At 68.1% G+C, this 19,384-nt stretch carries 19 protein-coding genes; 11 read left to right on the top strand and 8 right to left on the bottom strand.

What is annotated here, in order from left to right:
* Positions 1-10: 10 nt before the first annotated feature.
* On the bottom strand, positions 11-877 hold the full coding sequence (locus tag FOF48_RS04475; RefSeq protein WP_255441886.1) for an MBL fold metallo-hydrolase: 867 nt from the start codon (positions 875-877) through the stop codon (positions 11-13).
* Positions 878-945: 68 nt separating this feature from the next.
* Positions 946-1,176, bottom strand: coding sequence for a cupin domain-containing protein (locus FOF48_RS36865; RefSeq protein ID WP_255441885.1), 231 nt, complete (start codon positions 1,174-1,176; stop codon positions 946-948).
* A gap of 247 nt (positions 1,177-1,423) precedes the next feature.
* Between FOF48_RS36865 and FOF48_RS04465 the strand changes: the two genes are divergently transcribed.
* The 5 genes from FOF48_RS04465 (at position 1,424) to FOF48_RS04450 (ending at position 5,052) form a co-directional block, all read left to right on the top strand.
* Positions 1,424-2,344 (top strand): LysR substrate-binding domain-containing protein, encoded by a 921-nt coding sequence (locus FOF48_RS04465; protein ID WP_186001759.1) that lies wholly within the window; start codon positions 1,424-1,426, stop codon positions 2,342-2,344.
* Between the two features lie 124 nt (positions 2,345-2,468).
* Positions 2,469-3,377, top strand: coding sequence for a lipase family protein (locus tag FOF48_RS04460; protein ID WP_143898862.1), 909 nt, complete (start codon positions 2,469-2,471; stop codon positions 3,375-3,377).
* 120 nt (positions 3,378-3,497) lie between these two features.
* Entirely contained in the window at positions 3,498-3,644 is a 147-nt protein-coding gene (locus FOF48_RS36320; protein WP_161664003.1) for a hypothetical protein, read from the top strand.
* 83 nt (positions 3,645-3,727) lie between these two features.
* Entirely contained in the window at positions 3,728-4,216 is a 489-nt protein-coding gene (locus FOF48_RS04455) for a DUF1801 domain-containing protein (RefSeq protein ID WP_143898861.1), read from the top strand.
* A gap of 104 nt (positions 4,217-4,320) precedes the next feature.
* Positions 4,321-5,052, top strand: a complete 732-nt coding sequence (locus tag FOF48_RS04450) for a hypothetical protein (RefSeq protein ID WP_143898860.1) — start codon at positions 4,321-4,323, stop codon at positions 5,050-5,052.
* Positions 5,053-5,071: 19 nt separating this feature from the next.
* On the opposite strand, the gene FOF48_RS04445 is transcribed toward FOF48_RS04450, so the two are convergent.
* The 4 genes from FOF48_RS04445 to FOF48_RS04430 form a co-directional block, all read right to left on the bottom strand.
* Positions 5,072-5,491 (bottom strand): DUF1801 domain-containing protein, encoded by a 420-nt coding sequence (locus FOF48_RS04445; protein ID WP_143898859.1) that lies wholly within the window; start codon positions 5,489-5,491, stop codon positions 5,072-5,074.
* 115 nt (positions 5,492-5,606) lie between these two features.
* Complete coding sequence (locus FOF48_RS04440; protein WP_143898858.1) at positions 5,607-6,029, bottom strand: DoxX family protein; 423 nt, start codon at positions 6,027-6,029, stop codon at positions 5,607-5,609.
* An 11-nt stretch (positions 6,030-6,040) separates the two neighbouring features.
* Positions 6,041-6,604, bottom strand: a complete 564-nt coding sequence (locus tag FOF48_RS04435; RefSeq protein ID WP_143898857.1) for an SRPBCC family protein — start codon at positions 6,602-6,604, stop codon at positions 6,041-6,043.
* Position 6,605: 1 nt separating this feature from the next.
* Entirely contained in the window at positions 6,606-6,938 is a 333-nt protein-coding gene (locus FOF48_RS04430) for a helix-turn-helix transcriptional regulator (RefSeq protein WP_143898856.1), read from the bottom strand.
* 203 nt (positions 6,939-7,141) lie between these two features.
* On the opposite strand from FOF48_RS04430, the gene FOF48_RS04425 reads away from it, so the two are divergent.
* The 5 genes from FOF48_RS04425 (at position 7,142) to FOF48_RS04405 (ending at position 13,771) form a co-directional block, all read left to right on the top strand.
* The gene (locus FOF48_RS04425) at positions 7,142-7,954 is read left to right on the top strand and encodes a helix-turn-helix domain-containing protein (protein WP_143898855.1); all 813 of its coding nucleotides are present in this window, start codon (positions 7,142-7,144) and stop codon (positions 7,952-7,954) included.
* Between the two features lie 160 nt (positions 7,955-8,114).
* Positions 8,115-9,920: an ABC transporter ATP-binding protein gene (locus FOF48_RS04420; protein ID WP_143898854.1), complete on the top strand. Its 1,806-nt coding sequence runs from the start codon at positions 8,115-8,117 to the stop codon at positions 9,918-9,920.
* A gap of 17 nt (positions 9,921-9,937) precedes the next feature.
* A complete protein-coding gene (locus FOF48_RS04415; protein WP_235685333.1) occupies positions 9,938-11,692 on the top strand; it encodes an ABC transporter ATP-binding protein in 1,755 nt (584 codons plus the stop codon).
* A gap of 287 nt (positions 11,693-11,979) precedes the next feature.
* On the top strand, positions 11,980-12,849 hold the full coding sequence (locus tag FOF48_RS04410) for a class I SAM-dependent methyltransferase (RefSeq protein WP_143898852.1): 870 nt from the start codon (positions 11,980-11,982) through the stop codon (positions 12,847-12,849).
* Between the two features lie 262 nt (positions 12,850-13,111).
* The gene (locus FOF48_RS04405) at positions 13,112-13,771 is read left to right on the top strand and encodes a response regulator transcription factor (RefSeq protein ID WP_143898851.1); all 660 of its coding nucleotides are present in this window, start codon (positions 13,112-13,114) and stop codon (positions 13,769-13,771) included.
* Here the strand turns inward: FOF48_RS04405 and FOF48_RS04400 are convergent.
* Positions 13,710-16,424 (bottom strand): PAS-domain containing protein, encoded by a 2,715-nt coding sequence (locus tag FOF48_RS04400; RefSeq protein ID WP_221938210.1) that lies wholly within the window; start codon positions 16,422-16,424, stop codon positions 13,710-13,712. The two genes, FOF48_RS04405 and FOF48_RS04400, sit on opposite strands and share 62 nt — an antisense overlap.
* A gap of 26 nt (positions 16,425-16,450) precedes the next feature.
* Entirely contained in the window at positions 16,451-17,677 is a 1,227-nt protein-coding gene (locus FOF48_RS04395; RefSeq protein WP_161663998.1) for an OprO/OprP family phosphate-selective porin, read from the bottom strand.
* Between the two features lie 205 nt (positions 17,678-17,882).
* Here FOF48_RS04395 and dctA point away from each other — a divergent pair, with 205 nt between their 5' ends.
* Positions 17,883-19,211: a C4-dicarboxylate transporter DctA gene (dctA, locus tag FOF48_RS04390; protein WP_143898849.1), complete on the top strand. Its 1,329-nt coding sequence runs from the start codon at positions 17,883-17,885 to the stop codon at positions 19,209-19,211.
* Positions 19,212-19,384 lie beyond the last annotated feature (173 nt).

Genomic DNA, 19,384 nt, shown 5'->3' with positions numbered 1-19,384 from the left:
CGGCCCCGTGTCAGGTCCGGGCCTGCCAGGTCAGCCACTCCCCCGGACGTGCCAGCTCCACGTTCACCTTCCGCGAGCGCGCGGTGCCCAGGAGCAGCGCTTCCGCGTCCGGAACCTCCCGATAGTCCTCAGAGGCCGCGACGCCGTAGTGGATGGGCACGAGGAGCCGTGCCCCCAACACGACGGCCGCGGCCACCGCCTGCTCCGGCGTCAGGACGGAGTGCACGTTGCTCACGGGCTTCCGCCAGCCGAAGCGTGCCCCGTTGATGGGCAGGAATGCCGCGTCGAAGGGGCCGAACTGACGCCCGATGTGCCACCAGGCCCCGTGCCACAGCGTGTCGCCGCAGTGGATGATGCGGCGGCCTCCGCCGGAGACGACCCACGAAACCTGGGGATCCCCATAACCATCCGCCGCGGGGACGGCGGTGGCCGTGAAGTCATTGAGCAAGAGGGGCTCGTAGAGCGGGGCGGACCGCACGCGGAACCCCGAAGCGGCAGCCGCCGCGGCCATGTCCGGAGGGCACACCAGCGTCCCGGTGTCCCCCAGGGCCTGACGGACAGCCACCCTGTCGAAGTGGTCGGGATGGCGATGCGTCACCAGGACAAAGCGGCTCCCGCTGCTCGCGTCCACCGAGACGAGCGGATCCTTCAACGCGGCCCCCCAGACGGTGGGGTCGACCAGCGGATCCAGGAAGAGCGTGTCCTGTCCGAGCAGCAGCCGCACCCCGGCCCATGCCAACCGCTGGGCACGAAGCGCGGCGCTGTCGACAGGCCCCTTCGCGCTGCCCATGCCAGGGGGGAGCAGGACCGCGCCCGCGGAGAGCGCGACCGCGGTGCGCAGGAAGTCCCGGCGGCTCCTCCGCTCGGGCCCAGCCATCGTGTCCTGCCTCTCCGGGTTCGATGACCTCATCAGGGACGCGGAGGCGGGGTCATGGACATCCTGGCTCACCGAGCCCCCGAGGAGGCCACGAGATTGATGCCGAAGAGGCGCACGCCGGTCTCGGTCCGCGACTGATGACGGCTTCCCGGCGAGAAGAACAGGTACGAGCCCGGCCCGAAGCGCCGCTCCCCCTCGATGACCTCACCGCTCACCACGAAGACCTCTTCGCCGGTGTCGTGGAAGTCCACGGACGGCCACTGGCACCCGGGAGCCATGTCCACGACCCAGACCCTCACGTCGGGAGTACTCGGCAAGTCCCTCCGAAGGCAGCCTGGGCCGACGACGACTGGCTCAACGTCGTCGATCCGCACGGAGGACCAGGTGGAGACAACAGGGTTCCGCGTCCTCGGGGAGTCTTCTGTCTGGGGCATCGGTCCGCCCTCCTCGCTTCGGGGTGCCGACACACTAGGGACGCCGAGGTCATGAGCACAGCGAAACGATTTCACAAAGATGCTGAACAGGCTTCATGTGAAAATCTCCGGCATGCTCGAGCTCCGTCACTTCAAGCTGATTGCCGCGGTCGCCGATACCGGAAGCCTGGCCGCCGCGAGCCGGCAGCTTCACCTCACGTCCTCGGCGCTGAGCCACCAACTCCGCGATGCCGAGGAGCGCCTGGGCGTGCAGCTCTTCCAGCGGCGCCAGCGACGCCTGCTCCTGACCGGCTCGGGAGAGAAGCTGCTCGTCTCCGCACGGCGGGTCCTGAGCGAGGTGGCCCAGGCCGAGGCCGTCTGCCGCGCGCACCCGCAGGACGACCTGCTCCGGCTCAGCACGGGCTGCTACACGGTGTATGGCTGGCTGCCGCCCATCCTGGGGCAGTGGCAGGCCGCACACCCGCGCGTCGAGCTGCGCATCGTCCTGGAGGCCACGCGTCAACCGCTGGGGGCGCTGCTGAATGGCGAGCTGGACCTCGCCTTGACCGCGGACGTCCCCCGGCAGGCCCGACTGGCCCAGACCGCGCTCTTCGAGGACGAGCTGCTGCTGGTGGTCCCCGCGGACCACGCGCTGGCGCGGCGCGCGCATGTCACGGCGACGGACCTGGCGGGGGAGCACCTGCTCACCTTCGCCGCGCCTCGGGAGCAACTGGATGTCTTCACGCGCGTGCTCTGGCCCGCGGGCCTCGAACCACAGCGAGTCTCCCCCGTGCCCCTCACCGAGGCGCTGATCGAGCTGGTGCGTGGCGGTATCGGCGTGACCGCGCTGCCTGAATGGATGCTGCCGGCAGAGCGCCACGGGCTCCAGACCGTCCGGCTCACCCCTGGGGGGATCCGACGCCGCTGGAGCGCCGTCACCCGCGCGGCCCGCCAGCGCCCCGCGCCGCTGACCCACTTCATCCAGCTGCTCCGCGAGCGCTTCTCCCACCACGGCAAGGCAGGGCCACGGGCTGCCTCACCGAGAAGGGGGTGAGCCCCGCGCTCCCTGCGCGTGATACATGAAAATCCATGAATCATCCGCCGCCAGGCAACTCGCGGTCGGCCGGGGTGATAATGTGGGCGGCACGCCGGCCCCCAACCCCCCAGGGTGAACCGTCATGACGACGCGCATCTCCAGCCCCCAGTCCCCCGCTCCCCTGGCCCGGTCAGGCGATGTGAACGTGTCGAAGAGCTCGCGGTTCTCGAACGACTTCCAGCAGTGGCTCCAGACCCACGGATACGGCAAGTACGACTTCGCCAAGGGGAACGTGCCCGCGTTCGGCGGCAAGAGCGGCTCGGGCGAGAAGGTGACAAAGGAGCCGGTCATCTTCATTCACGGCAACTCGGACAGCGCCGCGGGGTGGAAGGGCTCCATCGAGACGTTCGCGAAGAATGGCTACAAGCCCTCGGAGCTGTACGCGATGACGTGGGGGCCAGCGAACCCCATGCTCGCGGCCAACCAGGCGCACTCAGAGAAGTACCTGGGAGAAGTGCGCGCGTTCATCCAGGCCGTGAAGGAGTACACGGGCGCGGAGAAGGTGGACGTCATCGGTCACTCCATGGGCGTGACGCTGGCGCGCAAGGCCATCCAGGGCGGTGACGGCTTCGACCCGTACGCGGGAGGGAAGTTCAACCTGGGCAAGCCGCTGACGGACAGCGTGGACACCTTCGTGGGCATCGCCGGTGCCAACCACGGGCTGGCCGCGGCGCGGTGGACGGGGGACCTGGTGCCCACCACCAACCGCACCACCGGACTGCACCCCGACTCGGCCTTCTTGAAGGACATCAACGCGGTGGGTCATGCCGAGGGAGCGCACCTCTACAGCATCTGGTCCAGCGTCGATGAGGTGGTGGGCGTGGGGCTCGCGGGCCGGACCTCGCCCATCCCCCAGGAGGATGGCTCCAAGGTGTTCCACACCTTCCCCTATGGCCACATGGGTCTGAAGAACCTGACGGGCGAGACCCAGCTCGCCATGGTCCGCGACCACAAGGTCGACCCGAAGGGCTCGGGGACTCCGGAGAAGTAGCGGCCTCGGGATCCCCGTCGCCCCCCTGCCCTGTGCTAGATCCCACCGTGCCCCGAGTTCGTGGGGCCGTGGAGTCGATCAGGGGGAAGCACGTATGGGATTGGAGGACATGCGGACATCGTGATGGTCAAGAAGAAGCCTTTCGCCCTCGGCTTCTCCCGCCTCAGCACCATCGTCCGGTCGGGGAAGGGCATCGACTACAACTTCGCCAACAAAGTGGCTGCCACGGGACAGGCGCTCATCGAACGCCTGATGAAGCAGCAGTAGACCGCTCGCGCGGCCGAAGCAGCCGCGCGGTCCACGCTGAAGCCAATCCCGTGTCGTCGTCACCGCCCCCTGGAGCGAACTCAATGCCCGGCAAGACAGCCCAGAAGAAAGTGAAGGTCGCGAAGAAGACCGCCGCCAAGAAGAGCACCGTGAAGGCAACCAGACCACGCAAGGTGGCGCTCCTCTCCGGCGGCAATCCCCAGATCGCGAAGGCCTACGGCGACGCCCCCGTGCAGGCCTACATCGAGGCCATGCCGGGCTGGAAACGCGACGTCGGGCTCCGCCTCGACGCGATCATCTCGCGAGCCGTCCCCGGCGTGCACAAGGCGGTCAAATGGAACTCGCCGCTGTATGGAGTCGAGGGCCAGGGCTGGTTCCTCGGCGTGCACTGCTTCACGAAGCACATCAAGGTGGCCTTCTTCCGCGGCACGTCGCTGCGGCCTGTCCCTCCCGGTGAGTCCAAGAACGAAGGCACGCGCTACCTCGACATCCGTGAGAGCGACGCGCTCGACGAAGCCCAGCTCGCCGCTTGGGTGAAGCAAGCCAGCCAATTGCCCGGCGAACGCATGTGAGCGGCCAGGGCGGGGAGCGACGGAAGAGCGGACCGAAGCTCCCTGACCGTCACATCGCCACGCCCCACGCAGGGTTGGCATGGATGCTGCTAAATGTCTGAGGCATGAATCTCTTCGAGCTGGCCGGGCTCCTGGGCGCAGGCGTGGGTCTCGTCACCGGTGCCTGGCTTGGCCATGACCATGCTGGCACCGTGGGGCTGATGGGGGGTGCTGTTGCCGGAGTCGTCGGGGGGTTTGCTTCTGGGATTGGCGCGGTCGCGGGCATGTTCGGCATCGCCATCTTTCAGGAGCGGTGGACCAAGCGATTCAAGCTCGCGCCACGCTTCCGCCGCTATTGGGCTCGTCGACAAGCGGCCTCCTGGGCCGCCGTCAAGGACCGGCTCGTGGGAGGAGAGACCGTTCGTGGGAGGGTCGTGCTCGAAGCCCACTACGGAAGGTTTCTCGATCTGGGTGTCGGCTTCCCCGCCCTCCTCCAAGCAGTGGATAGCGGAGGCCTTGTGTCGGACCTGCCGCACCTTGGGGATGACGCCGAAGCCGTTGTTCTCGAGTTCGACGATGCGAACCAGGAGATCGTGCTCACCCGGAGCCACCGCTGGTGGCTCGCGATGGACGGGGTGCCCGTCGGATACCTCGCGAGCCCCCCTCCCGAGGGGGAGAATGGAAGCGCTTACTACTTCGCGCTCACCAACAGCGCCCACGCCGAATTCCGGGAGCGCCTGGCGCGCGAGCAGCGCGTCACCTGCTCGTTGATCCACGCCCAGGAGGAGCCAAGGAGCGTGTGGATCGAACAGGGATCCGGTCGTCCAGGCGGCTCCATCACGATGCGCCCGCGGTAGGGGGCCGCCGGAGTCCGGGCTACTTCTTCTTCGCGGATGCGCGTCGGGGACGCGCCGCGGTGTTGGCGGCCACCGCTGACCGGATCAACTCCTTGAAGGCGGCCTCGTTGAGCTTCTCGCCTTCGCGAATGTCGATGGCCCGGCGCGTGTTTCCCTCGAGGCTGGAGTTGAACAGCTTATGGGGGTCCGGGAGGGAGGCGCCCCGGAAGAAGGTCAGCTTCACGACCTGCTTGTAGGACTCCCCGGTACAGACGCCGCCGTCATGAGCCCAGACCGGAGTCCCCATCCACTTCCATTCCTCCTGGATCTCCGGGTCCGCGTCGTGGATGAGCTGGCGAATCCAGGCGAGCGTCCCGCCTCTCCAGTCCCCCAGCTCCTGAATCTTCATCGTGATGTTCTTCGAAGCATCCACGTTGTCCGGAGCACGTTTCGTCGCCATGGTTTCTCCGCTCGAGCCGGCACGGCTCCGAGGATAAGTCGTTCAAGGGCGGCTCGAACGCACAAGGAGGCGCGCTCTGTTGAATCGCGCCTCCTTCCGCGCATCGGGCCCGCCCTCAGGCGCGCGCCGGCGTGACCTGCAGGCGGCGCCAGAAGAAATACGAGAGCCCCCAGAGCACGCTGGTGCCCACCGCGAAGCCCCATGCCTCCGGGCCGTCTCCCACCGCGAGGTGGGCGATGACCGCGGAAACGAGGTTGATGGCGAAGCCCGCGTAGGCCCACTCCTTGAGCCGCGCCGGCACCGGCGCGAGCAGCAGCGCGATGCCAATGAACTTGGCCCACGAGAGCTCCACCCGGAAGTAGGCGGGGAAGCCGAGGTGGGTGAACGCCTCCGCCACCTGCGGCAGGTTCAGCTGCGCGTAGGCGGTGAAGCCCATCTGCAGGCAGAAGAGCGCGGTGACGGCCCAATACGCGAGGGTCTTGGCCTTGGATGAGGTCCCGGCGGCGACGAGCGCCGGCTTCTGTAGGGTCGATTCCATGAGGTCTTCCTTCAACGCTTCGGGGGGTTCGGCCAGGAGGGCGCCTCAACGCCGAACTGCTTCGCGTACTCCGCGTTCAACCGCTGCCAGTCTCCGAACTTCATGGCATCGGCGCCGACGAGGCGTCCCAGGGGCTGCTCGGCGAGGAGGGCATCCAGTACATCGATGCAGATGTGCCAGCCCGCGGCGCCCATCGAGATGAACTTGCGGTTGATGTTGTGCCAGAGCGTGAGGCGAGTGCCTTCACCTTGCGGCTCCAGCTCCCAGCGGATGTCCTGATCTCCCCAGCTGAACTCGAGCAGCCTGGGCTCCTCGGCCCGCTTCACCTGGGTCTCGGCGACGTGCGGCGTCGGCGCGCCCACCGTCGAGAACTTCGCGGTACCCACGGTGCCCAGGTTCCGGTCGGAATCGAAGGGAGCCCATTCGCGGAGCTGCTCGGGCTCCGTGAGCGCCTTCCAGACCTTGACCGGAGGATGGCGGAGGTCCCGGACGAGCACGAGCGTCCACCGCTCCCCTTCCTTTTGGACCTCCGCGCCAAAGGCGGCGCCCGGCGCGTATTTCTCACGACCGCTCATGTCACTTCTTTCCTTTCACAGATGAGGCCTTCTCCATCCGATCCAAGTGCTGCTCCAGGGCATCGACGTGCATGGACCAGAAGCGCCGGAACGGAACCAACCACTCGTCCACTTCTTGGAGCGGCTTGGGATTGAGGCGGTAGACCCGCCGCTGGGCTTCCACGCGCGACTCGACGAAGCCCCCCTCCCGCAACACCTTGAGGTGCTTGGAGACCGACGGCTGCGGCAAGCGCAGGTGGTGCATCAGCTCGCCCACCGAGCACTCGGAAGTGGACAGCATGCTCAGGATGGCGCGGCGGTTCGGTTCGGCAATGACTGCGAACGCGGATTCCATGAGCCATATATTCCTCACGGGCCATATACCCGTCAAGGGATATGATGGCCTCGAGGCGTGCGACCACCGCCGGTGCGTCCTCTCGCCCCCGTGCCTCCTCTCGCAGTCGCTGTCGCCTCATCCACCCGGGCCAGCGCGGGGTCTTGAACATCCCTCGAATTGTTCGCACTCTTCGGCGTCTCCAAGAGCCGCCGACACGCGCCATGAACCACGTGCTCCATCGCCCCAAGGCGCCCCTCGACGAGTTCGTGGAGTTCTTCTGGGTGTCAAGCAGCTATGTCGGGCAGGCGCCGCGAGAGCGCGTGCTTCCGACGGGCGCGCAGGCCCTCGTCGTCCATCTCGGAGAGACCCCGTTGCGTGTCTACTCCGGCGAGGACACGACCGAGGCCGCCGAAGCCCTGGGGGCCATCTTGTGCGGCGCCCGAAGCAGCCCGCTGATCATCGGCACCACCTTCGGTCCGACCGTCGGCGTCCACTTCAAGCCCGGTGGCGCGCGCCCCTTCTTCGACGCGGCCGCCGATGCGCTCGCGGAGCAGACCGTGGCGCTGGATGCGCTCTGGGGCACGTCGGCCCGCTCGCTGCGCGAACGGTTGATGGAGGCGTCCTCGCCACTCGAGCAAGTGCGGCTGCTGGAAGAGCACCTCCTGCACCGGCTGCGCCGCTCGTTCGAGCTGGCTCCCGCGCTTCGTGCGTCCCTGGACGCGTTCGAGAGGCCCGACCTCACCTCGGTCGCCGAGGTCAATCGCCGAACGGGGCTCTCGCCGAAGCGCCTCCTGGCGCTGTTTCGCGAGGAGGTCGGCTTGAGTCCGAAGACCTTCTGGCGTGTCCGACGATTTCGGGCGGCCCTGCGCGACCTCGACCAGGGCGCCTTGCGTGGCGCCGCGTTGGCCGCCGAGCACGGGTACTTCGACCAAGCCCACTTCCTTCGCGAGTTCCGGTCGCTCGCCGGCTCGAACCCGCGCGAATACCTCGCGGCGCGCGTCGCAGGCACCGACCACGTCTCGGTCCACGGGTAAAAAGATCCAATCCCTGGAGCCTGTCCTCGCGTTTCCTCGGCGGCATGGAACCGAGTGAACGCTCCCCGCGACGCGCGTCGGCAGGCCCGGCCTTGGAGGCAAGGGCGAGCCACGGCCGCATCATGCAAGTGGCTCGCCCCCTCCAGCGTGGGGGGTGGGCATGAGCGCCGACATCCCCGCCGCGCGGGTCGAGGAGCGCTCGCTCAAGGGCCTCGGGGCACTCCTCTGGTTACAAGGGTCGCTCGTCGCTGGAGCCGCGCTCTCGTCGACGTTGGCCGCCGCCCTCGCGCTGGTGCCGTTCTTTGTCGTCGCGCGCATGGCCACCGCCATCTACGCGACGCCACCGGACCTCGACTCCGTCCGGTCGCTCGCCCTCGTCGCCGCGGGGGCGCTCGCGTTGCGCTACGTCCTCGTCGCCGCCGCGAACATGCTGGCGCACGTCGCCGCGTTCCGCATCCTTCATGAGCTGCGCCTGCGGCTCGCGAAGAAGCTGGGCGCCGTTCCGCTCTCGTTCTTCAGCCGTCGTGGCGCCGGGGAGTTGAAGAAGACGCTGATGGACGACGTGAACCAGATCGAAGCGTTCGTCGCGCATCACTTCCCGGATGTGGTCGCCGCGATCATCGTCCCGCTCGCGACGGCCGTCGCCCTCCTGTCGGTCGACTGGCGCATGGCCCTCGCCAGCCTCGTGATGGCACCGCTCGCGGTCGTGGCGATGGCCGTCGCCATGCGCGACGTCGGCAAGGCGCATCAGCAGTGGAATGAGATCCAGAGCCGGATGAGCAGCGCGCTGCTCGAGTACCTGCGAGGCATTCACGTCATCAAGACCTTCGGCCTGTCCGCGCAGCGCTTCGGCGACCTCTCACGGTCCATCGAAGAGGGGCTCGCCTGGATGGAGGGGTTCATGCGCACCAACGGCCGTGGCTACGGCGCGTTCGGCGCGCTCATCGGCTCCAGCCTCGTCGTCCTCGTGCCCCTGGGCGGCTGGCTCTATACGCGCGGCACGCTCTCGCTCGAGTCGCTGGTGCTCTTCCTCGTGCTCGGGCCCCAGCTCCTCATGTCGATGATGCGACTGCTGTTCGCTTGGGGCAACGTCGACCGCATCCAGGCGGGCAACGCTCGCATTCAGGCCATCCTCACCGCGCCGGACCTGGAGACTCCCGCGAGCGTCGAGCGCCCCGCACACCACGGCATCGCGTTCCGTGGCGTCGGTTTCCGGTACGACGACGGGGGACCGGAGGTGCTCCACGACGTCACCTTCGAAGCGCCCGCGGGCAAGGTCACGGCGCTGGTCGGCCCCTCCGGCGCGGGCAAGACAACGCTCGTGCGGCTCGTGCCCCGGTTGTGGGAGACGACGAACGGCGCGGTCGAGCTCGGCGGCGTCGACGTGCGGACGCTGCCGCTCGACGGACTGCTCTCGCACATCGCGATGGTGTTCCAGGAGGTGTTCCTCTTTCACGGCACCGTTCGCGACAACCTTCGCCTGGCTCGGCCGGACGCCACCGATGCGCAAATCGATGCCGCGTGTCGCGCCGCGAGGGCGTACGACTTCATCCAGGCGCTCCCCAAGAAGTACGACACGCTGCTCGGTGAGCGCGGCGCGCGCCTCTCCGGGGGCGAGAAGCAGCGCCTGTCGATCGCGCGAGCGCTCCTCAAGGACGCGCCGGTCCTGCTGCTCGACGAGGCGACGGCGTTCGCCGATCCCGAGAACGAAGCGCGCATCCAGGAAGCGCTCTCCGTTCTGTGCGCGGGGCGGACAGTGCTGGTCGTCGCGCACCGGCTGTCGACCATCGCCACGGCCGACCACATCGTCGTCCTCGAGGGCGGTCGCGTGAACGCACAGGGCACCCACGACGAACTGCTTGCGCGCTGCGCGTTGTACCAACGCCTCTGGCGCAGGCACACCGAATCGCTCGACTGGTCGCTGGGCGAGCCAGGCACAGCTGCTTTCGCGAAGGAGGTGGTGTGATGCTGGGGGAAGTCTTCATGCTCGGTGAGCGGCTCGCGGGCCGCAAGGACGCACGTCTCCGGCGTGGCCTGCTCTTCGCCTTCGCCGAAGCGCTCACGATCGCCGCGCCCTACGCCCTGGTCCTCTTCTTCATTCGCCAAGCGCTCGAGCACCGGCTGTCGATGCGCCTGACGTGGTGGATCACCTGTGGCATCGCGCTCTCGGTCCTGCTGCGCCTCGCGTTCTCGGGCGGGGCGATGTCCAACATCTTCATCGCCGCGCACGCGCTGATGGGGCAGGCACGCATCCGCGCAGCCGATCACCTGCGACGCTTGCCCATGGGGTTCTTCACGCACCGAAGGAGCGGTGAACTGGCAGGCGTGCTCACCACCGACGTCGCGCTTGTCGAGGACGTGTGGTCGCACACCCTCGGCATCTTCGCGTCAAGCTTCGCGCTGCCGATGCTGGTCGGCCTCGGCCTCTGCTTTCTCGATTGGCGGCTGGGGCTCATCGTCCTCGCGGCGCTCCCGATGGCGCTCCTCGTGCTGGCCGCGACCACGCCCGTCTTCGTGCGCGAGTTCGAGGCCGTGCTCGAGGCCACGGCGGACGTGAGCGCTCGGGTCGTCGAGTACGTGCAGGGCATCGCCGTGCTTCGCGCGTTCGGCCGGCACGGCGAGGTCTACCAGCGCTTCGTGAGCGCCATGGAGCGCCTGCGGGACGCCCTCATCCGCGCCGACGTCCTGCCCTCTCCGCTGCTCGCGGTGTTCGGCTTCGTCGTCGAGGTGAGCTTCGTCGCGGTGGCATACACCGGAAGCGCGCTGGCGCTGCGCGGTTCGATCCAGCCCGGGGTGCTGCTCGTCTTCCTCGTCGTGACGGTGGGCGTCGTGCGCCAGGTCGCGGACCTCGGGGTGGCGCTGCTCATGCTTCGCGCGTCCCAGCGCGCGCTCGGCCATGTCGACCGGCTGCTCGCGGAGAAGCCGCTCGCGGAGTCGTCCGCGAGAGCGGCGTCGCTCCGGACGTTCGACGTGGAAGTCGACTCCGTGTCGTTCGCCTATGAAGACACGGCCGTGCTCGACGGAGTCTCCGTGTCCTTCCCCGAGCGCTCGCTCACCGCGCTCGTCGGTGCCTCGGGCTCCGGCAAGTCGACGCTGGTCCACCTCGTGGCGCGCCTGTGGGACATCCCGAGCCAGGGTGCCATCCGGATCGGTGGCGTCGACATCCGCGACATCCCGTTCGAGGAGCTGCACCAGCACATCGCGATGGTGTTCCAGGACGTCGTCCTCTTCTCCGGGAGCATCCTCCAGAACCTGCTCGTCGGGCGGTCCGACGCCTCGCGCGAGGAGGTGGAACGCGCGGCGAGGGCCGCGCGCGCCCACGACTTCATCACCGCCTTGCCGAACGGCTATGACACCCTCCTCGGAGAAGGAGGAGGGACCCTCTCAGGCGGCGAGCGCCAGCGGCTCTCCATCGCGCGCGCCATCCTCAAGGACGCGCCCATCGTGCTCCTCGATGAGGCGACCGCCTCGGTCGATGCGTCGGCGGAGGCTGAAATCCAGCGCGCGATCGACGAGCTGGTCAAGAAGAAGACTGTCGTCGTGATCGCGCATCGCCTGCGAACCGTGCGGCGGGCGCACCGCATCGTCGTGCTCGACAAGGGGCGCGTCGCGGAGTCAGGCACCCACGAAGAGCTGCTCGCGAAGCGCGGCGTCTACGCAGCGCTCTGGCAGGAGCAGGAGCGCGCGAAGGGATGGCGGCTCGCGGCGAGCGCGACGCCGCACGCAGACAAGGGGTGAGCGTGAAGACGCAGCGCCTCCGCGCACCGCCCGTGCCGTGGGGCGCTCGCCGCACGTGGAATAGGTGCACGGCTGGCAGGTGACCATGCGGGGGCTTGACGGCGACGTTAGGCTCCAGGAGGCAAAGCGGCCCGTCTTCCTCGGTGAGGAGCCGACACCCGGCCTCGTCTCGTGCCTGGCGAATGCCACGGGCAGGGAGGCCGTGGGTGCCGTAGAAGAAGAGGCGAAGCCTCGCGCCGGCTGGCTGGCGCGGCCATCCGTCGTGAGGACGTGGAGAAACGTGATTCATGACGACAAGACATTCAGAGGTTTCCGCGAAGGAGCGCCCGATTGCTTTCGATTGGACGGCCGAGCGGGGCGCCAAGTGGCAAGCCCAACTCGACGGAATGGAGGCGATGCTCGCGCCCGTCGACGAGCCGCTGATTCAGGCGCTGCGTCTCGACGCGCCGCGAAGGATCGCCGACGTCGGATGCGGTGGCGGCAGAACGACGCTGGAGCTCCTGCGCCGGGCTCCAGCCGGGAGTGTCGTCCACGGCTTCGACATCTCGCAGCCTTTGATTGAGACGGCTCGCGCCCGCGCCCAGCGCGAAGAGCTTCCCGCCCACTTCACGCGGGCGGACGTGGCGACGACGCCCCTGTCTGGCGCGGCGTATGAGCGGTTGACGTCACGCTTCGGTGTCATGTTCTTCGACGACCCGCCTGCCGCATTCCACAATCTCGCCAGTTGGCTCGCACCGGGCGGGCGCTTCGCGTTCGCTGTCTGGGGGCGACCGGCCGACAACCCATGGGTGACGACCGTGCGCGAGGCGGTCGCCGAAGTCGTTGAACTCCCGGCGCCCGACCCCGACGCTCCAGGCCCGTTTCGGTACGGCCAGGCCGACAAGCTGCGGCTGTTGCTCGGTCGGGCGGGCTTCGACGAGGTGGAGGTGAGCGAATGGCGCGGAGGGCTGGCCATCGGGGGTGGTCTCGCCGCGGCTGAGGCGGCGGCCTTCGCGCTCGCGGCCTTCTCCGTCGCGGAGCGGCTCTCCGAAACGGATGAGGCAGGCCGAGGGGCAGCAATGCGGTCCCTGACCACTCGCTTCGCTCGCCACGAGAATCAGGGCGTCGTGCGGCTGGATGCCTGTGTTCACATCGTCACGGGGACGCGCCCTGGGTGACGGCTGTCTGACGACACTCTCAAAGGGAACCTTGAGTGGGAAACCGAGGCGCGGCCGCGACACAAGGCCGCGCTCCGGAACGGGTCCTATTTCAGACGGTCGCGTTCGTGCTGCAACGCCTTGCGCGGACGGCCTTGTCATCAAACTGCCTCATAGGGTCTCCAGTGTCGGTGAAGGGCCCCGTATCAATCCGTCGATACCAGCATGCCCTGAGATCTGTTAGGAGATCACCCCACCCTCCTCGCGCCCGCGAAGGTCCGCCATGAGAGTCCTGATTGCCGACGACCACCCGCTGTTCCGCGCCGCCGTGGGACAGGCGCTGAAAGAGCTGCTTGGCGACGACCGTCCCCTGGAAGCCTCGAGCTTTCGCACGCTCGAGGACACGCTCATGCAGAACGTGGACGTCGAGCTGGTCTTGCTGGACCTGCACATGCCGGGCGCGCGCGGATTCTCATCGCTGGTTTCACTGCGTGGCGAGTGGTCCGACATCCCCGTCATCATCATCTCCTCGAACGATCATCCGCGGACGATCCGCCGGGCTCAGCAGTTCGGAGCCTCGGGCTTCATTCCCAAGGCAGCTCCGGTGCAGCACATGATGGACGCCATCCGGGCGGTGATGGCGGGAGGCACCTGGTTCCCGCCCCTGACCGCCGACAAGAGCGCGGACGATGCGCGTCTGGCCACCCGGCTCGCCCAGCTCACACCGCAGCAGGTCCGCGTGCTGATGTGTCTCGCGGATGGACTGCTCAACAAGCAGATCGCAGCCGAGCTGGGGCTCGCCGAGAACACCGTCAAGGTGCATGTGACCGCGATCCTCCGCAAGCTCGAGTGCGACAGCCGCACCCAGGCGGCCCTCATCGTCAAGTCCCTGCAACCCGACGCTCCGGTGGAGCCAGAGGGGATGGGGGACCTTCCCGAGTGATGAGCTGCGTGACGAGGGCGCGCAGGGCCGCTGGACGGATGGGCTTCGTCAGGAAGCCCCAGCCCGACGCACGGATGCGCTCGCGCAGCGCCGGGTCGCGTTCCGCCGACACGACGATGACCGGCACCGGACGGCCCCAGCGCTCGAACAGCGCCGGCAGGCACTCCGGACCGGTGCGCTCGCCGAGTTGGTAGTCGAGCAACAGCAGCCCTGGCACGTCGCTGGCGCTCGCGAGTTGGACGGCCTCGTCCTCGCTGGCGACCACGACGGCCCTGCACTCCCACGAGCCCAGCAGCGTTCGTGTGGCGTCGCGAACCCGGGGGTCGTCATCCAGGCACCAGATGTGGCAGCCCTGGAGCAGGGAGCCATGTCCTTCATCGTCCGGCGCCTCGGGGGCCATGACGCGCGAAGGGTCTCCTCGCGGCACCGTGACAGAGAAGACGCTGCCCCGCCCAAGCTGGGAACGGAGGCCCAGCCGGTGTCCCAACAGCCGGGAGATCCGTTCGACGATCGCGAGGCCGAGCCCCGTCCCCCGCTCCTGGAATGCATCCGCCACGTCGAGCCGCCGGAACTCCTCGAAGATGACCTCGTGAAGCGCTTCGGGGATGCCGGGGCCGTGGTCCCTCACTTCGATGCGGACGTCGGCGCCCTCGCGACGGCAGCACAGGAGGATGCGTCCGCGCGGCGTGTAGCGGATCGCATTCGACAGGAAGTTCCGCACGATGCGCCGGAGCAGGTTCTCGTCCGTGTGCACGACCACGTGGGACGGGACGGTCACCAGCTCCAGCCCGCGCGCCTGCGCGAGAACGCCCAGCTCCCGCGCGAGCGCCTCGAGCAGCGGCCCGAGCGCGACGTCGCGCCGCTTCACCTCGAACGTGCCGGACTCGAGATGCGAGATGTCCAACAGCCCGTTGAGGATCGCATCCTGGGCCAACAGCGCCTCTTCGATGTTGTCGAGCAAGGCGAGCTCGCTGCGCCGCCCCTCCTCTGGCGCCGGAGGGCGCCGGAGCGCTTCCCGCTGCGCCGATGCGAACATCCGTGCGGCATTGAGGGGCTGGAGCAGGTCGTGCACCGCCGCCGCGACGAACCGGCTTCGGGAGCGGTTGGCGCGCTGCGCCTCGGCGGTCGCCGCGTGCAGGTCCCGCGTCCGTTGCTCCACCCGCCGCTCGAGCGCACCCGCGAGGGTCCGCAGCTCCCGCGCCGCCTTCTGGTAGCTCGTGATGTCCGCGTAGCTGGTGACGAAGCCCCCATTCGGAAGGGGATTCCCTCGTATCTCCAGCACCACTCCATCCGGACCTTCGCGCTCGTGCATGTGCGAGGTCCCCATGCGGAGGTGCTCCAGCCGGCGCTGGATTGCCTCGTCGACGTCGCCCGGTCCCAGCCACCCACGTCGGGCGTTGTAGCGGAACATGTCCGCGATGGGTCGCCCGACCCGCATCAGCTCCTGGGGAAACTGGAACAGCTCCACGTAGCGGCGGTTCCACGCCACCAGCCGAAGGTCCGCGTCGACGACGCTCACGCCTTGGGGGAGATGCTCAAGGCTGTCATTGCGCCCCGCGGCGATGTCCAGCGCGAGCTGCACACGCCCGTCCTGCGTCGTTCGCAGGGCCAGCGCGTGTTGCTCCACGAACTGCTCGAACTCGCGGCGACTGCGCTCTCGCAGCCGCGCGAGCCGCCTCCGCCCTCGTATGAACAGGGCAAGAAAGACGGCCGCCAGCCACGCGCCGCCCGCCGCCACCCCGGCGAGGACCGTGGCGACCGGGTCCGGCTCTCCATCGCGAAGCAGGTGCAGCGTCCATGCGTCGCGCTCCAATGGCATCGACTGCCACAGGAACGTCCTCTCGCGGTCGGAGGCAGCGGGGCGCACGGAGGCGAGAAGGCCGTCCGGCCCCAACCCCTCCGTCTCGTGCCACGGGAGGGGTGTCAGCTCGAGCCCTTCGTAGGTGCGGTTGTCCCGCAGCGCGGCACGGGCCTCGGCGGACATGGGCGACAGGGCCCGGTAGCGCCACTGCGGTCGGTTCGCCAGGAACACGATGCCATCGCGGTCGGAGACCAGGACGATGTCGCGGCTGCGCGACCACTCGCCCTCCAGGGGGCTCAGGTTCACCTTGATGACCACCACGCCCAGCAACGCCCCTGCGTCATCGCGAACGACCTGGGAGAGGTAGTAGCCGGGCTCGGTCGTCGTGACTCCGACGCCATAGAACCGCCCCCTGCCGGTCTCCACGGCCTGGCGGTAGTACGGCCGGAACGCGTAGTCGCGCCCGAGGTTGCTGCCCGCGGTGCGCCAGTTGCTCGCGGCGACGGCGACGCCCTGTCGGTCCAGGAGCGTGAGCGTGGAGGAATGGGTCGCCCCGTTCACTTCCTCCAGCTTCCGGTTGAGCAGGGCCTGCCGGCGCGCGTCCAGCGGCCCCGACAGCGCTTCGCGAAGCTCGGAGTCCAGCGCGAGCACGGAGGGCAGCATCCGGTAGCGGTCGATGACGCCCTGCAGCGCATCCGCGCAGAGCACCAATTGCTCATGGGCCTGCTGCGCATCCAGGCGAAGCCCACGCCGGGCGCTGAAGTGGACCGCCGAAGCCGACGCCGCCGCCAGCCCTCCGAGCGCGACGAGGAGGACCCCGAGCCGCCCTGCGCTCATCTTGAAGCCGGACATGGTCTTGCATCGTCGCACCATGTCGCCTACCAGTTCATCTGGAAGCGGAAGGTCGCGGCGCTCGGTCGGTCGAGTGCCCCGTCCAGGCGCCGCGTCCTGGCGAAGATGCAGTTGGCCATCATCCGCACGTTCGGCGTGAAGTAATAGTTGGCGCCGACGGTATGGGCGAGCACGGTCTCCACGGAGGTCGGCGTGAGCGGATCGAAGTTCTGAGCGAACTCGTGGCGGAAGGTCAGCTCCAGGGCGCCAAACGCATTTCGAGGCGTGATGTTCTTGAAGGACGCGCGCCTCGAATCATACGGCTTGGACTCACCGAAGACGTTCCAGCTCAGCGTCGCGTGGTGCAGCCAGGTGGAGGTGCGGTCCACGGACTGCCCGGACTGCCCGAATGAGGCGAGCACGCCCTCGCTCTGGAGATAGAACGCCCCCCACGTCCCCGCGAGCTCCGCCGCGGCATAGCGCGCGGAGTGGCCCCCCGTGGTGCTGCCCATGGCCGCCTGGGGCCCTCGGATCCCGACATAGGACAGGGAGGCCCCCACGTTGCCTGTCGGGCCCGGGCCATCCGGGTTCTCCGCGCTGACCGACGTGCCGAGGTGCAGGATGCGCCGCTCGGCGTAGATGGGCCGCCAGGTGGCTCGCAACGCACCGCCAAAGCCCTCGTTGGCGAGCGAGTCATCCCTGCGCAGCCCGAAGAGGGCGACGCCAAGCATCGTGTTGGGCGTCGGGTTCGTCTGGTAGCCCACCCCCATCACGAAGAGACGCAGCACGCCCGCGCGGTACACCCCGAGCGCGCTCGTGAACGCACGCTCCATCATCGTGAGCTCGTTGGAGCTTGTGTTGTCTTCAATGGAGCGAAAAGGCGTGAACTGCCCGATATAGAGCCGGCCGCCCAGCAGGGGCTTCGCGATATAGAGCTCCTGGAAGACGACGCCCGGCGTGGGGATCGTGCACGGCGTCTCCGTGCAGGTCTGGAGGCGCAGGTTTCCAGAGAACGACTGGGCGAAGTCCGGGACGAACATGTATTCCCATCCGAACGCCTTGCCGGAGAAGGTGATCCGGGCGCGTCGGAACAACGGGGAGCTGTTCTTCGGAGTGAGCCCGGAGCCAAACGAGGCCCCCTTGTCGTCGCGCACGAGATCCAGATCGAAGTGGATGCGCCCCCCCACCTTGAACTCGAAGAGCCCGTCATCGGAGCGGACCGTCAGGCCGCCCTCCGTCGAGACCTCGGCGGCTCCCGCGACACACCCAAGCAAGCAGAGCTGAAGGGCGAGACACCAAACCCATCCGCTGGAGACCGAAGCACGTGACATCCTGTCACCATATTGAGCATCGGCCTTCAGCAAGAATAGCTAGAAGGTATTAGGGGGGAGCGGCACGTCGTGGGCCGCGTCTAGTGCGAAGGTGTTATGGCCAGGACCGGGAATGCCTGAGAGCCTGTCTCAAAGGAGCAAAGCTCTCATGTCCCTCTCCGAACACGCGGCGCAACCGAAGGTCTCCCGTCTCTACCTCTGGGTCCTGACCGCGATCGTCGCGGGAGGGCTGCTGGGCCACTTCTCACCGGGGATCGCGGTGAGCCTCAAGCCCCTGGGTGATGCCTTCATCGCCCTGGTGAAGATGTTGATCGCGCCGGTCATCTTCCTCACGGTGGTGCTCGGCGTCGCCAACGTCTCGGACATCAAGAAGGTGGGGCGGGTCGGCGGCAAGGCGCTGCTGTACTTCGAGCTCATCTCCACGCTCGCGCTGATGATCGGGCTCATCGTCGTCAAGGCGATCCGCCCCGGCTCGGGCTTCCACGTCGACCCTGGGACGCTCGACGCCAGTAGCGTGGCGCGTTACACGCAGCAGGCGCACGAGACCTCCGCCGTCGCGTTCGCCTTGCACATCGTGCCGAAGACCTTCGTGGATGCCTTCACCGGGAATGGAGACCTGCTCCAGGTGCTATTGCTGGCATTGCTGTTCGGCTTCTCGCTCTCGAAGCTGGGGGACACCGCCAAGCCGGTCATCGCGCTGTGCGACACGCTGTCCAAGGTGTTCTTCACCATGATTGGCGCGGTGATGAAGCTCGCCCCCGTGGGCGCGGGCGCCTCCATGGCCTTCACCATCGGCGCCTACGGCGTGAGCAGCCTGGGCCCCCTGCTGAAGCTCATGGGCAGCTTCTATCTGGCGTGCGGGTTGTTCGTGCTGCTGGTCCTGGGGCTCGTCGCCCGGGTGACGGGCTTCTCCATCCTGCGCTTCCTGCGCTACATCCGCGCCGAGCTGTTCCTTGTGCTGGGCACCTCCTCTTCGGAGTCCGCCCTGGTCCCGCTGATGCAGAAGCTCGAGACGCTCGGCTGCTCAAAGTCTGTCGTGGGGCTGGTCGTCCCCAGCGGCTACTCGTTCAATCTGGATGGCACCAACATCTACCTGACGATGGCGGCCCTCTTCGTGGCCCAGGCGCTCGACGTCGAGCTCACGACCACCCAGGAGCTCTCGCTGCTGGCGGTCGCCATGTTGACCTCGAAGGGAGCCTCCGGCGTGACGGGGGCGGGCTTCATCACCCTGGCCGCCACGCTCGCTGTCGTTCCCTCGGTCCCCGTGGCCGGCCTGGCGCTGATCCTGGGAATCGACCGGTTCATGAGCGAGGCGCGGGCCATCACCAACGTCATCGGCAATGGCGTCGCCAGCATCGTCATCGCGCGGTGGGAGAATGAGCTGGATCACGACAAGCTCCACGCGGAGCTGAACGGCGCACCGCGGCGCCCCGCGGAGGGCGCGGGCATCATCACGGACACGGGCCACGCCGGCTGAGGCCCGGCACTCCAGGGTCGTAGCAATGACTTCCAATCGCTCGCTACCATCTCCGACCTCACCCGAGGAGGAATTGGCATGCGCACAAGGCATTGGTTTGTCCTGCTGAGCCTGGGGATGTTCGAGTGCGGGGCAACGCCAGTCGAAAAGGGGCGCTCCGAGGTCCCTGCGCA

Origin of the sequence: Corallococcus sp. Z5C101001 (genome assembly GCF_007352635.1) — a bacterium.
GTDB lineage: Bacteria > Myxococcota > Myxococcia > Myxococcales > Myxococcaceae > Corallococcus > Corallococcus silvisoli.
Note: the sequence above shows the minus strand (reverse complement) of the source record. Positions and strands in the feature narration are given on the sequence as shown.

Bases quoted from the DNA above. Each gene is read 5' to 3' on its own strand.
- FOF48_RS04475 (WP_255441886.1), bottom strand. From the start codon at position 877: ATGGCTGGGCCCGAGCGGAGGAGCCGCCGGGACTTCCTGCGCACCGCG.
- FOF48_RS04465 (WP_186001759.1), top strand. From the start codon at position 1,424: ATGCTCGAGCTCCGTCACTTCAAGCTGATTGCCGCGGTCGCCGATACC.
- FOF48_RS04460 (WP_143898862.1), top strand. From the start codon at position 2,469: ATGACGACGCGCATCTCCAGCCCCCAGTCCCCCGCTCCCCTGGCCCGG.
- FOF48_RS04455 (WP_143898861.1), top strand. From the start codon at position 3,728: ATGCCCGGCAAGACAGCCCAGAAGAAAGTGAAGGTCGCGAAGAAGACC.
- FOF48_RS04450 (WP_143898860.1), top strand. From the start codon at position 4,321: ATGAATCTCTTCGAGCTGGCCGGGCTCCTGGGCGCAGGCGTGGGTCTC.
- FOF48_RS04445 (WP_143898859.1), bottom strand. From the start codon at position 5,491: ATGGCGACGAAACGTGCTCCGGACAACGTGGATGCTTCGAAGAACATC.
- FOF48_RS04440 (WP_143898858.1), bottom strand. From the start codon at position 6,029: ATGGAATCGACCCTACAGAAGCCGGCGCTCGTCGCCGCCGGGACCTCA.
- FOF48_RS04435 (WP_143898857.1), bottom strand. From the start codon at position 6,604: ATGAGCGGTCGTGAGAAATACGCGCCGGGCGCCGCCTTTGGCGCGGAG.
- FOF48_RS04430 (WP_143898856.1), bottom strand. From the start codon at position 6,938: ATGGAATCCGCGTTCGCAGTCATTGCCGAACCGAACCGCCGCGCCATC.
- FOF48_RS04425 (WP_143898855.1), top strand. From the start codon at position 7,142: ATGAACCACGTGCTCCATCGCCCCAAGGCGCCCCTCGACGAGTTCGTG.
- FOF48_RS04420 (WP_143898854.1), top strand. From the start codon at position 8,115: ATGAGCGCCGACATCCCCGCCGCGCGGGTCGAGGAGCGCTCGCTCAAG.
- FOF48_RS04415 (WP_235685333.1), top strand. From the start codon at position 9,938: ATGCTCGGTGAGCGGCTCGCGGGCCGCAAGGACGCACGTCTCCGGCGT.
- FOF48_RS04410 (WP_143898852.1), top strand. From the start codon at position 11,980: ATGACGACAAGACATTCAGAGGTTTCCGCGAAGGAGCGCCCGATTGCT.
- FOF48_RS04405 (WP_143898851.1), top strand. From the start codon at position 13,112: ATGAGAGTCCTGATTGCCGACGACCACCCGCTGTTCCGCGCCGCCGTG.
- FOF48_RS04400 (WP_221938210.1), bottom strand. From the start codon at position 16,424: ATGTCCGGCTTCAAGATGAGCGCAGGGCGGCTCGGGGTCCTCCTCGTC.
- dctA (WP_143898849.1), top strand. From the start codon at position 17,883: ATGTCCCTCTCCGAACACGCGGCGCAACCGAAGGTCTCCCGTCTCTAC.